This is a genomic window from Sodalinema sp., assembly GCF_046483825.1.
Taxonomy (GTDB): domain Bacteria; phylum Cyanobacteriota; class Cyanobacteriia; order Cyanobacteriales; family Geitlerinemataceae; genus Sodalinema.
Genome location: NZ_JAWOCL010000073.1, coordinates 1 through 13,053, shown reverse-complemented (window position 1 = coordinate 13,053; position 13,053 = coordinate 1). Strand labels below are relative to the sequence as shown.

At 50.3% G+C, this 13,053-nt stretch carries 12 protein-coding genes; 10 read left to right on the top strand and 2 right to left on the bottom strand.

Translation table 11 applies throughout. The annotated features are described in order from the left end of the window. A partial coding sequence (gene recJ / locus R6U67_RS04930) for a single-stranded-DNA-specific exonuclease RecJ (protein ID WP_410251519.1) occupies window positions 1-2,017 on the top strand: 2,017 nt, incomplete at its 5' end. 95 nt (window positions 2,018-2,112) lie between these two features. Here the strand turns inward: recJ and psb30 are convergent. Then, entirely contained in the window at window positions 2,113-2,244 is a 132-nt protein-coding gene (gene psb30 / locus R6U67_RS04925; protein ID WP_068788901.1) for a photosystem II reaction center protein Ycf12/Psb30, read from the bottom strand. Between the two features lie 182 nt (window positions 2,245-2,426). On the opposite strand from psb30, the gene R6U67_RS04920 reads away from it, so the two are divergent. From R6U67_RS04920 to fghA, 9 genes are all read left to right on the top strand, one after another. Further along, window positions 2,427-2,807 (top strand): YkgJ family cysteine cluster protein, encoded by a 381-nt coding sequence (locus tag R6U67_RS04920; protein ID WP_410251518.1) that lies wholly within the window; start codon window positions 2,427-2,429, stop codon window positions 2,805-2,807. A gap of 68 nt (window positions 2,808-2,875) precedes the next feature. Next, window positions 2,876-3,229, top strand: a complete 354-nt coding sequence (locus tag R6U67_RS04915; RefSeq protein ID WP_410251517.1) for a TMEM165/GDT1 family protein — start codon at window positions 2,876-2,878, stop codon at window positions 3,227-3,229. Window positions 3,230-3,247: 18 nt separating this feature from the next. Further along, on the top strand, window positions 3,248-3,520 hold the full coding sequence (locus tag R6U67_RS04910) for a TMEM165/GDT1 family protein (protein WP_068788898.1): 273 nt from the start codon (window positions 3,248-3,250) through the stop codon (window positions 3,518-3,520). 135 nt (window positions 3,521-3,655) lie between these two features. Then, window positions 3,656-4,093 (top strand): hypothetical protein, encoded by a 438-nt coding sequence (locus tag R6U67_RS04905; protein ID WP_410251516.1) that lies wholly within the window; start codon window positions 3,656-3,658, stop codon window positions 4,091-4,093. 17 nt (window positions 4,094-4,110) lie between these two features. Next, on the top strand, window positions 4,111-7,182 hold the full coding sequence (locus tag R6U67_RS04900) for an alpha-mannosidase (protein ID WP_410251515.1): 3,072 nt from the start codon (window positions 4,111-4,113) through the stop codon (window positions 7,180-7,182). A gap of 152 nt (window positions 7,183-7,334) precedes the next feature. After that, on the top strand, window positions 7,335-8,414 hold the full coding sequence (locus tag R6U67_RS04895; protein WP_410251514.1) for an ATP-dependent 6-phosphofructokinase: 1,080 nt from the start codon (window positions 7,335-7,337) through the stop codon (window positions 8,412-8,414). Between the two features lie 197 nt (window positions 8,415-8,611). Next, entirely contained in the window at window positions 8,612-9,919 is a 1,308-nt protein-coding gene (locus R6U67_RS04890) for a TMEM143 family protein (RefSeq protein WP_410251513.1), read from the top strand. 208 nt (window positions 9,920-10,127) lie between these two features. Next, window positions 10,128-11,243, top strand: a complete 1,116-nt coding sequence (locus tag R6U67_RS04885; RefSeq protein WP_410251512.1) for an S-(hydroxymethyl)glutathione dehydrogenase/class III alcohol dehydrogenase — start codon at window positions 10,128-10,130, stop codon at window positions 11,241-11,243. Continuing rightward, window positions 11,240-12,088 carry an S-formylglutathione hydrolase gene (fghA, locus tag R6U67_RS04880; RefSeq protein WP_410251511.1) on the top strand — a complete coding sequence of 283 codons (849 nt, stop codon included), beginning with the start codon at window positions 11,240-11,242 and terminating at the stop codon, window positions 12,086-12,088. Before R6U67_RS04885 ends, fghA begins: the two co-directional genes overlap by 4 nt. 369 nt (window positions 12,089-12,457) lie before the next feature. Here fghA and R6U67_RS04875 read toward each other — a convergent pair whose 3' ends face one another. Then, window positions 12,458-12,838, bottom strand: a complete 381-nt coding sequence (locus R6U67_RS04875) for an endonuclease domain-containing protein (RefSeq protein WP_410251510.1) — start codon at window positions 12,836-12,838, stop codon at window positions 12,458-12,460. Window positions 12,839-13,053 lie beyond the last annotated feature (215 nt).

The following is a 13,053-nucleotide window of genomic DNA, read 5'->3' as shown; positions in this document are numbered from 1 at the left end:
GGCTGAGTCTCTCAATGTCTCTCCCCTCATTGCCCAAATCCTCATGGAACGGGGCTTAGAGAGTCCTGAGGCGGCTCAAATTTTCCTGGAACCTGACAGCCTCGAACTGCCGCCACCCCTTCAGGATTTCCCCGATTTAGCCCTTAGTCTCGATCTCATTGTGGAGATGATTGAGACGGAACGGGCGATCGCCATCTGTGGGGACTATGATGCTGATGGTATGACCAGTACCGCCCTACTGTTGCGGGCTTTGGGACGTTTGGGGGCAAATGTCGATTATGCGATTCCCAGCCGCATGAGCGATGGCTATGGCATTAACTCCCGCCTCGTGAATGAGTTTGCTGAGGCGGGGGTGGGGTTAATTATCACTGTCGATAATGGCATTAGCGCCTATGGGCCGGTTGAGGAAGCCCGAGAATTGGGGATGGAAGTGATTATTACCGATCACCATGATTTGCCCGAGGTGATTCCTCCCGCCAGTTCCATTCTTAACCCCAAAATGGCCCCAGAGAACTCTCCCTATCGCGGTATGGCGGGGGTGGGGGTGGCCTATATGTTGGCCATGCACCTCGGAGAACATTTTGGACAGGGGGATGCGTTCCGACTTCCTATGTTGGAATTGCTGACGTTGGGAACGATCGCCGACTTGGCCCCCCTCACCGGCGTCAACCGATATTGGGTTTTACAGGGGTTGCACCTCCTGGCAAATTCGCAAATTCCGGGCATTCAGGCGCTCGTGCAGGTGTCGGGAGCAAGGGACAATGGCAAAAAAGCCCTAAAACCTGATGCCATTGGTTTCCGCCTCGGTCCTCGCATTAATGCGGTGGGGCGCATTGGTGATCCCCAGTTGGTGATTGAGTTGTTGTCGACAGATGACGAGGGGATCGCTTTGGAACGGGCCATGCAATGTGAACAGATTAACCGCACCCGCCAGGAGATGTGTGAGGAGATTGAACGGGAGGCGATCGCCTGGAGTGATTCGTTGCGCGATACCCTCCCTGAGACAAGGGTTCTGGTTCCCCTGCAAGCCAATTGGCATCATGGAGTAATTGGTATTGTCGCCTCCCGTTTGGTGGAACGCTACGGGGTTCCGGTGTTTATCTGCACCTATGAGGATGAGGAATTGCAACAAGTGCGGGGTTCGGCGCGGGGGATTCCTGAATTTAATGTGTTTGAGGCTTTGGACTATTGCGGGGATTTACTAACCAAGTATGGGGGACATCCGGCGGCTGGGGGGTTTTCGCTCCCGGAAGCCAATTTAGAGGCCTTTCGTCAGCGGTTGAGTGAGTTCGCCTGTCAATGCTTGCAGCCGGAACATCTCAAACCGTTGGTTCGACTGAGTGGGGAGTTGGAGTTTGAGGATCTCGATTTGGAGCGGTTTGAGGAGGTTGAACAACTGCAACCTTTTGGAATTGGGAATCCCACGCCGGTGTTTTATTCGTCTCAGGTGCGGGTTTTGCAACAGAAGACGGTGGGAAAGGGCCATCTGAAGCTGGAATTGGCTCAGGGGGAGTCTGAGACGTCGATTGGGGCGATCGCCTGGCGTTGGGGTGAGTATTTCCCCTTACCCAGTCCCCTAGATTTAGCCTACAAACTGGGGGAGAATGAGTGGCAAGGACAGGTTTCGCTCCAGTTAGAGGTGGTTGGCGCTCGTCGTCCTGAGGGCGTGGTTTGGGAGTCTCGGACGAGTGAGGAGGAGATTCCCGAGGCCACGGTGATTGAGTCAACGGAGGTTGCTTCGGCTAAGGCTGAGGAGGCGGTGACTGAGGCGGGGGACACCCTACAGCGGTTTGAGTACCAAAATCGGGTCTATTTCTGTGGCCTCTACCCTCATGGGGAAACTAAAGAACTCCGCATTCGTAATGATCGCGGTCAAGTCTTGGCGGTGAATCAGGGTAACCAAATGGGCCTGCTGGGAACCTCGCGAGACAATGCTCGCTATGTCGATGTGCGAGAACGGCGATTTTACGATTTAATAAAAGCAGCCCTGGCGGTGTTAAACGGCTCGTCGTCTTGATGCGGTTGTCCCAAACTCGGGAACCAATTAGCGAAAAGCCCGATGGCGATCGGGCTTAAGAGATGAGTCTCAAAGTCTCCTCAAGGTCTCCCGCTTTAGAGGTCACCACCCCGGAAGGCGAGGAGAAAGATCACCACGGGTCCCGAAACGAGAATTAAACCAACAAAGGTGAGTTGGAAAATGGGTTCCCAGTTGATTGATGTGAGTGCTGATGTTAACGCTTCCATAAAATCCTCTCAAACAGAAAAAACAGGGTCGATATAAATCGCGGGAAATGCCGTTTAATATCTTACTGGCTGATGGGTCCTAAATTTTAAGAAACTTTACAAAAGTATAAATCCGTGTCCCGTCAGCCTTGGGGGCGATCGCCCCTGACGACCCACCCCTATCATCCCTTGGAGTTTCCACCGTGGCAACCTGGCAATGTGTAAAACAGTGTGGCGCCTGCTGTTATCTGGCCCCTGAAGAGCGTCCCGACTTAGAGGAGTATCTCTCCCGAGAGGAACTCCAGCTCTACCTGAGTCTGGTCAAGGACGATGGCTGGTGTAAGCATTATGACCACGATACCCGAGAATGCGGCATTTATGAGAAACGCCCTGGCTTCTGTCGGGTGGACGCCCAAGAGTATGAGCAGCGCTATGATATTGATCCCGAGGACCTCGATGAGTTTGCCATCGACTGCTGTCGGGAGCATATCGAGGACATTTACGGCGATCGTAGCCTAGAGATGATACGCTTTGACCGCGCCGTCGGCAAACCGCGAATTTTGCGCCCCAAAGCCGATTGCTGACCGCTCCCAGAGACCGAACCCTCAAACCCCATGTAAAATAATATGATGTTTGTTATCACGCCGCATCTGTGAAAGCTCCCACCCCTTCCCCAGTCCAAGACCCCCCAGAGCGTACCTCTCCCTCGACGGGCAAAACCTCCAAATCGATCCTAGGGATTTTCGGCTCGACCTTTATCACTATTTTCTTGGCGGAAATGGGGGATAAAACTCAACTGACTACCCTGCTAATGACCGCCGAGTCTGACGCGCCCTGGGTTGTCTTTTTAGGAGCCGCTTTAGCCCTAATTACCACCAGTTTAATTGGGGTTCTCTTGGGGCGTTGGCTCGCCAATCGTGTCTCGGAAGAAACGATTGAAACCTTTGCCGCTGTCATTCTTTTGTTTATTGCCATTCTCCTCCTCGGAGAAATGGTAAACCTTTAATGTTTAGGACGATTAACGATGGATTGGGATTTACTCGGATTAACCTTTATCGCCGTTTTCCTCTCAGAACTTGGCGATAAAAGTCAATTGGCTGCGATCGCCCTCAGTGGCAGTTCTAAATCCCCTCAAGCTGTCTTTTTCGGAACCGCTGGAGCCTTAGTTTTAGCGAGTTTTCTCGGAGTGCTTGCCGGGGATGCCGTCGCTGAACTTCTACCCACCCAAATCCTCAAAGGTTTAGCCGCTCTCGGGTTTGCCTTTATTGCCCTGCGACTACTTTGGAAAGACAACTGATCGCCAACAGTTAATCGCCAACAGTTAACAGTTGATAACACGAAATATCGACCTCGGCAATCTTGACATTTTCACAAAACCGTGGTAAGGCGTTAAGGAGGCATGGTAAAATTCGCCAAAACTGAGGTTGCTACAATGAAGCTATTGCGCCCTCAACGTTGGCTAAACTTCCTGTCTTTACTCCCAGGAACTATCTTGACGGTGCTGACCATTGCCGTTGCCTTTCTGAGATTTTATGATGAACAAGACTTCAGCCTCCTCGGATACATCACCGAACCACGAACCTGGAGCAACCGACTCACTGTGGCAGCCTTCCTGGTGGCAGTGGTTAATTTCGGCGTTGAGTGGAACCGTCGAAATCGAGAAACAGACCGCCTGGCTCAAGAAAAGCAACGAAGAGCTGAGGAAGAGCAACGAAGAGGCGAGGAAAGAGAACGAGCGGCTCGCCGAGCTAGAATCGAAGCTCGATGCCGTGCTGCCGAAATCCGTTTCCAATTAGACCCTAATTTAGCAAATCGACAAGCCTTAGAGGCCATTTTGGCGGTTTTGGGGGAATATGGAGACACTTTGTAGACTCTCAACGAACCCTCGTGACTGACGCTCTCCAACCACTCCAAGACCAACTCCAATCTCTCTGTCGCCTTGATGTTCTCAATCAATGGCGACAGGCTCATGGTTCCATATCCGAGCCTCTTAATCCTCAGACTTGGCTCAATTGGCAACCGGTTACACTCAATGAGCGGGGACATATTCCCTGGAGGCGCGGCAAAGAGGAACTTTGGTTAAGTCAAACTCTCGTCATTCCTAAGTCTATAAATGGCTTTGATGTGAGTCGATTTCGCCTCTATTTATCATTACGATGGTGGGCTGATTTTGCTCAACTTTATCTAAATGGAATCCTCCACCGTACTGGAGATTTGTTTGACTGTTTTGGTCGGATTCTGTTAGATGAGTCTGTTCAACCGGGGCAAACGCTTCATGTAGCTCTCTATTTGGTGAGTCCTAGCCATGATGATGGGGCGTTGGTTACGTCAGATTTAATCTATGAAAATGAGCATCTTGATCCTGGTTTTGTTGCAGATGAATTAGCGGTTTGCCGTCAGTTTTGTTCTGGATTTTTTAATAAAAAATTGAATACTTTAGTGATTCCAAATTTCGAACTTTTACCGCAAAAACAAGAACAATTTCTGGAAGAATTACAGCAGCTACATGAGCAATTAAATGATGTGTTTTCCTCAACCCAGGGAACTTTATACTTGATGGGTCATGCTCATTTGGATATGGCTTGGCTGTGGGAGATTTCTGAAACTTGGACGGCAGCACAACGAACTTTTAAATCTGTTTTAAACTTGCAAACGCAATTCCCGGAGTTGGTTTTTTCTCATTCTTCGGCGGCGTTATATGACTGGATTGAATGCCATAGACCTGACTTGTTTGCAAGCATTAAAACTCAGGTTGAGCGAGGCGTCTGGGAGGTTGCGGCGGGATTGTGGGTGGAACCGGAGTTAAATCTGATTTCTGGGGAATCTATTGTTCGCCAAATTCTTTATGGGCAACAGTATGTTCTGGAGAAGTTTGGTCAGCCGGTGCGGGTGGCTTGGCTTCCGGATAGTTTTGGCTTTTGTTGGCAACTTCCACAGTTGCTAAAACAGGGAGGGATTGACTATTTTGTGACCCAAAAGTTGCGCTGGAATGATACAACGGAGTTTCCTTATGATCTGTTTTGGTGGGAAAGCCCAGATGGAACTCGGATTTTGAGTTTAATGTCTGCCCCGATTGGTCAAGGAATTGAGCCGCAACAGATGGCGAGTTATTTGAAAAGTTGGCAAGACAAAACGGGATTGAGTGATGGTTTGTGGTTGCCGGGGGTGGGTGATCATGGCGGTGGACCGACTCGTGATATGTTGGAGGTGGCGAGGCGTTGGCAAGGGTCATCGCTGTTTCCTAAATTGGCGTTTTCTTCGGCAACGGATTATCTCGATCGCCTCCAAGGTCAAGTCGATGCCACTTGTCCGGTTTGGCGCGATGAACTCTATTTGCAGTTTCATCGTGGCTGCTATACGACGGAGGGCGATCGCAAACGGGCCAATCGCGAAGGAGAACGCTGTCTCTACCAGGCCGAAGTCTTCGCCTCCTTGGCAACGATAACCGCCGAGGTTCCCTATCCTGGGGAGAGTTTGGAGAAGGTTTGGAAAGACTTACTCTTCAATCAGTTTCACGATATCCTCCCCGGTTCGACGATTCCTGAGGTTTTGGCGGAGGCGAATCGTGTCAGTGCGGCGGGATTGGCGACGGCTAAGGCGATTCGCGATGGGGCCATCATGACGTTGTTGCAAGGCCTTCCCGCCTCGACGCCTCCTTATCCTGAGGCGATTCCGGTCTATGTGGTTAACGCTCTGACTTGGTCGCGATCGCAGGTCGTCAGTCTTCCCCTTCCTAACTCTGACAGGCGGTGGCGTGTTTGCAACCTCTGCGGCGAACCCGTACCCAGTCAGCGGTTTCAGGGAGAGTTACAGATATTGGCGGAGGCGGTTCCCGGTGTGGGTTGTGCCAGATATTGGCTCTATATAGATGAAGAAGCTCCCCAGGATAACCTATCTTACCACACAACTCGCGCCCCTGTCCTGGAAAACGCCAATTTGCGGGCTACAATTGACGCAGAAACGGGTAATATTCAGCAAATTTTTGACAAACGAAATCAACAGGAACTGCTCAATTCTCAAGGGGGTAATCAGTTACAAGCGTTTCGAGATCAAGGGCAATATTGGGATGCTTGGAATATCGATCCCAACTATGAACAGTATCCCCTCAATCCGCCAGAATTAGAATGCTTCGATTTCCTAGAATCGGGGAACTTGCGTCAACGGTTACGAGTGGTGCGTCGTTTAGGAGAATCGAGAATTTGTCAAGACTATATCCTCGACAAAGATGCGTCTGTTCTGGTGATTGAGACTGAAATTGATTGGCAAGAACGGCAAGTTTTGTTAAAAACGGCCTTCAATTTTGCCTTTAATACGGATATCGCCAACTATGACATGGCCTGTGGTACGATCGCCCGTCCGACCCAACCCCAAACTCCAGCCGAAGCCGCAAAATGGGAAGTTCCCGCCCTACAATGGGCCGACCTATCCACAAGGGATTTTGGGGTGAGTCTGCTACAAAATTGTAAACATGGCTATGATGCCAAACCCAATCAATTGCGACTGACCTTATTGCGGGGTTGTCAATGGCCCAATCCTGAATCAGATCGGGGTATCCATCACATGACCTACGCCATTTCTGTCCATCCAGGAGATTGGAAAACCGGCAAAACTGACCATCGGGCCGATGAACTGAATCAGCCGTTACGGGTCTATACTAATATTACCGCTTCGGGTGGCGATCGCCCCCCCAGTCAGTCCCATCAATGGCTATCTGTTGCGCCAGACTCTCTCAAATTGATGGCCCTCAAAGCCAGCGATCGCTATCCGAACCAATGGATTCTTCGCGTCCACGACCGTCATGGAGAAGCGCAACAGCTTGCTCTCGGCGGAGTCTTCACTGAGATGACCCGAACCCGCGTCAATCTCTTGGACGAGACGCAAGTTGGTAATGAAACGATCGCACCCTGGCAAATTGCCAGTTTTCGGTTACAATCGCAGCAAAACTTGACTGGACAATAGATTGGCCTCAATTTCGAGTCCATCACCTCTGAGAGAGACGGGAAACTAGAGTCAATCAAGTCTGAAGTTTCGTTACTAAAACTACCCCAAAGCCGCCCTAGTGCTGCATACTCAACTCGTCATCGTTTATACCGTAACAAGGACAAGCTGCCGTGAGAGAACACAAACGAATTGGCATTCTCACCAGTGGTGGGGACTGTGCAGGCTTAAATGCAGCTATTCGCGGCGTCGTTCGCTGTGCGCATCAATATGGTTGGGAGGTTTTGGGAATTTGTCAAGCCACCAATGGCTTAATGGCTGACCCACCTAACGCGATTCCCTTAACCATTGCTAATGTTGACCCCATCTTAACCCGAGGGGGAACCATTCTCGGAACCACCAATAAAGGGAATCCCTTTGCCTTTAAACTCGTTGATGGAACTGTTTGCGATCGCAGCCAAGAGATTATCAACGGCTATTATAAACTGGAATTAGATGCCTTAATTGGCATCGGCGGCGATGGCAGTTTAGCGATTCTGCATCGTCTGGCTCAACAAGGAAAATTCAACTTTATCGGTATCCCCAAAACCATCGACAACGATGTGGGCATTACCGAGCGCTCTATCGGCTTTGACACCGCCGTAACGATTGCCACCGAAGCCTTAGATCGACTTCACTTTACCGCCGCAAGTCACAATCGGGTCATGATTTTAGAAGTCATGGGACGAGACGCGGGTCATATTGCCTTAAACGCCGGAATTGCCGGTGGGGCCGATGTGATTTTAATTCCCGAAATTAACTATAAACTCGAAAACATCTGTCAAGGCATTCAAAACCGACAAAAACGGGGTCAAAACTACACCTTGGTGATTGTCTCCGAAGCCGTCTGTACCGAATCCGGGGAACACATGACCAAAATGGAACAATTCGGAGAATGTCGCCTGGGGGGAATTGGTCAATATCTCTCCGATAAAATTGGTGAAGCCACCGGTGCAGAAACTCGTGTGACCGTCTTAGGCCATATCCAGCGGGGGGGGATTTCTTCCCCCCATGACCGTTTGTTGGCCTCAGCCTTTGGGGTCGCTGCCGTTGAGGCGATCGCCCGCAACGAGTATGATGTCATGGTAACCTGGCAAAATCGCGAAGTTATCACCGTTCCCATCGCCGAAGCCATCAAAACCTATCGAGTGGTTGACCCAGAAGGAACTCTTGTCAAAACGGCTCGTGGCTTAGGAATTTGTTTAGGTGACTAATTCAAGTTTATCATCCCCCAAACCGGGTTAGTCGAGGAATCGTGACCCATCGCCGGGACTCTCTCTCTGATGAATTTGAGATGACTTATTTTACGGGTTATACTCAAGCCATAGCCAGCCAATTCAAGTCCAGAGTTGCCCGAGTCCCGGCTACGGTGATAACGTTGAAACTATCAAGAATGGATTGAGAACTCTTCATGGCCGTGTACGAGGATCGAGAAGCCTTTATTCCCTATCGACTCAACGATCTCGTTGATTTTTGTGTCAACGATGGTCAACTCAGTCCCGAAGATTGTCAAACCTTTCGAGACTTTGCCCAAATTTTGGCATCTTACTATCATTTTCGCTTTAAGGACTACGCCACTCAAATTTTAAATAACTACGCCGTTTTCAACCCAGATCGAGATACCCATCTCCTCAGAGAACCGACTGCATCTGACCTAGAAACGATGGATGAACAGGTGGTTAGTCAGTTCCGCCGGGTGTTGAAAGGGGCCAACTACATGGAACTCTCCGATGAGATGTTACAACAAGCCTTAGAAGAAAGCTCTTTGGTGGATTTACAAACTCATGTCAACTTTGAGGATTTTGACCGCTTTGTTTGTTTTTATCGTGGCGATATCTTTGAAACCGTTGAACTCAAAAAATGGATCTTTTGGACAGAAACCAAGAAATTAGACATTTTGCAGCGAGTCGTTATGCTAATTCGCTACAAAGGCAAAAAGCATTTTCAAGCTCAGGAAATTGACCTAGAAGACTTAAAATTTATTCCCGGAAAAATGTATGTCTATCTCTATAAAAATGTACCAAAACCCGATCTTGAACTGTTGTTTCCCAACGTTCAAACCAGTATGACCCTTAAAGATCGCCTACTTTTTGGTATTCCGGCGATCGGGGCCGCCGTTCCCGCCATTTTACGGATTCTTCCTCAGCTTTTACTGGTTCTCAGTGTGATTCTTTTCCTAACCGTTGGCTCGCCGGATATTGACGCCTTACAAGCTGACGAAGAAGATGTCGATAACCTGCTTCCTGTCCTCCTCGCCGTTTTGTCCTTAATGGTTGCTTTAGGAGGATTGGCCTTCAAGCAATATACCAAATATCAGAGTAAACGGATTAAATTCCAAAAAAAAGTCACCGACACCCTATTTTTCCGCAACATTGCCACCAACTCCAGTGTCTTTAGCAGTCTCATCCAAGACGCCCAAGATGAAGAATGCAAAGAAGTCCTGTTAGTCTATTACCATCTTCTCATCCACCCCAAACCTCTGACTCCTGATCAACTCGACGATGAAATCGAACAGTGGATGGAGGCCCGCTTCGGCACAAAAATCGATTTCGACATTCACACCCCCCTCCAGAGTTTAGAAACTCTGCGCGGCGGTCCCCAAAATACCCCCCTTCTGACCTATGATGAGCAAGGCTGTTGTCAAGTCTTACCGCTATCGGACGCTCAACAGGTCATCGACTGGGTTTGGGACCGCATTTTTGACTACGCTAACGTTTAAGGCCCACGTTTAGGCAACGCCCATCTTGTGGCATTTTTTGTGCAATTTGTCAAGAGGTAGCTCGCCCAAAACTTCGCGAACTGAATCATCGCCCATCTTGTGGCATTTTTTGTGCAATTTGTCAAGACCAAACTTGTTGAAAAATAGGCAAGTTTGGACAAATTCTTCGTTACAATCAACTCGGTTCCTGATTCAGAAATAACCCATTATGGATGTACAAGCCGCCGTGGCCTGGAAAGCCGGCGAACCCCTAAGTTTAGAAACCGTCCAACTCGACGGCCCCAAAGCCGGAGAAGTGATGGTAGAAATCAAAGCCACTGGGGTTTGTCATACCGATGCCTACACCCTGTCTGGCGATGACCCCGAGGGACTCTTTCCCGCCATTTTGGGGCATGAAGGAGCTGGGGTTGTCGTGGACGTAGGCGATGAGGTAAAAAGTCTTAAGGTGGGCGATCGCGTCATTCCCCTCTACACCCCCGAATGTCGCCAATGCAAATACTGTCTCAGCGGCAAAACCAACCTCTGCCAAGCCATTCGTAGCACCCAAGGCCAAGGCGTCATGCCCGATGGAACCAGTCGTTTCTCCCTCAACGGCAAAAAAATCCATCACTACATGGGAACCTCCACCTTCGCCAACGTCACCGTTCTCCCCGAAATCGCCGTCGCCAAAATCCGCGACGATGCACCCCTCGACAAAGTCTGTCTCATCGGTTGCGGCGTCACCACCGGCGTTGGGGCCGTCATCAACACCGCCAAAGTCGAACCCGGGTCTAATGTCGTCGTGTTCGGCTTAGGAGGAATTGGCCTCAACGTCATACAGGGTGCCCGTCTCATCGGGGCCAACCAAATCATCGGCGTCGACCTCAACCCCGCCAAACGTCCCCTGGCCGAGAAATTTGGCATGACTCATTTTATTAACCCCAACGACGTCGACGACGTGGTAGCCGCCATTATCGACCTCACCGACGGCGGGGCCGACTATAGCTTTGAATGTATCGGTAGCGTCAAAGTCATGCGTCAGGCCCTCGAATGCTGTCATAAAGGCTGGGGAGAATCAGTCATTATCGGCGTCGCCGGGGCCGGCCAAGAAATTAGTACCCGTCCCTTCCAACTGGTGACGGGTCGCGTTTGGCGAGGAACCGCCTTTGGTGGGGCCAAAGGTCGCCGGGATGTCCCCAAAATTGTCGATTGGTACATGGATGGAAAAATCGACATCGATAGTCTCGTCACCAACATCATCCCCATCAACCGCATCAACGACGCCTTCGACCTCATGCACGCCGGCGAGGCCATTCGTACCGTCGTCACCTTCCCCGAATCATGACCCTAACGCTGACAAAAGACAGTCGTTCCTTTGGCGGAACCACTCAGTTTTATCAACATTCGAGCCAAACCTGTAACGCACCGATGGGGTTTTCCGTCTATCTTCCCCCCCAGGCGGCCCAGCAGCCGGTTCCAATTCTCTATTGGTTATCGGGGTTAACCTGTACCGAGGAGAACTTCATCAGCAAAGCCGGGGCGCAACGGCTGGCGGCGGAGTATGGTTTGATGTTAGTGGCCCCCGACACGAGCCCCCGCAATTTGGGATTAGCGGGAGAAAATGACCGTTGGGATTTTGGGAGTGGGGCCAGCTTTTATGTGGATGCGACGGAATCTCCTTGGGCGAATCATTATCAGATGTATTCTTATGTCACCGAGGAACTCCCGGCCCTGATTGCGGAGAATTTCTCGGTGGATACCTCGCGTCAGAGTATTTTTGGGCATTCGATGGGGGGTCATGGTGCCCTGGTTTGTGCGTTGCGTCATCCCTCTCGCTACCAGTCTGTGTCTGCGTTTGCGCCGATTGCTGCCCCGATGTCTTGTCCCTGGGGGGAAACGGCGTTTCGCGGCTATTTAGGGGAGAATCGCCAAACTTGGTCGGCTTATGATGCGAGTGAGTTGGTGAAAACTGCGGCTTGGCGGGGTCCGATTTTGATTGACCAGGGGGAGGCGGATTCGTTTTTGGCCCAAGGTCAGTTATTACCTGAACGCTTTGAGGCGGCTTGTCAGGAGGCTGGGGTGGACCTGCGGTTACGGCGGCAACCGGGGTATGACCATAGTTATTATTTTATTGCGAGTTTCATGGAAGACCATTTACGCCATCATGCCGAGGCGTTGGAGTGTCTTTGAGGGGAAAGGCAATAGAAATAAATCCACCCCTAACCCCTCTCACCGAGGGGATTTGGCGTCCCTACGGCTTGAATCAAAATCGGTTTAAGTTCTTGTTGGACAGGGACGTGACAACGAGGCCCGCAAAGCGGGGTTGTCACAACAGTCCTGGGAGGATGCCAAATACCCCGATGACCCACCCCGCCCTTCGGGCACCCCTCCCTGGAGGGGATTTTCCTCTGGTTTCCCCTCTTGGGAGGGGTTGGGGTGGGTTCTTCCCCTCTTGGGAGGGGTTGGGGTGGGTTCTTCCCCTCTTGGGAGGGGTTGGGGTGGGTTTTCCCTCTTAGGAACAAGATCTGGTTTTGCAATTGGAAGTCTAAGGTTGAGAAGTCACGCGGTTGGTGAATTATTACGAATCCACTCACGAATTGCTATAAGTACTCCATCCGTCTCGTGGATGACCTGCCAATTTGTAAATCGCAAAAATCTAATTCCCAAGGTTTCCAAGCGTGCTTGTCGATATTTATCTTGTTCTTGCGCTTCTTCACTCTCATGGGATGACCCGTCAATTTCAATAGCCAACATCAATTTCTTACAATAAAAATCAACAATATATTCATCAATAGGACGTTGTCTGTCAAAGTCAAAACCTTGCATCTGCCCTCGTTTTAGGTGATTCCATAGCTTGACTTCGGGAGCGGTCATGTTCTTGCGCAACTGCCGTGCTGTTTCTTTTAGTTTTGGATTGTAGGGTAAGATTTTGGGCTTCATTTTATTAAACCAAAATTTTATGTTTTTTTAGGATATTTAGGTATAAATAAGTTTGGCGGATTTTTAGTCTTAATTCGTCTCCTGTCTCCCCTCTTGGGAGGGGTTGGGGGTGGGTTCTTCCCCTGTTGGGAGGGGTTGGGGTGGGTTCTTCCCCTCTTGGGAGGGGTTGGGGTGGGTTCTTCCCCTCTTGGGAGGGGTTGGGGGTGGGTTCTTCC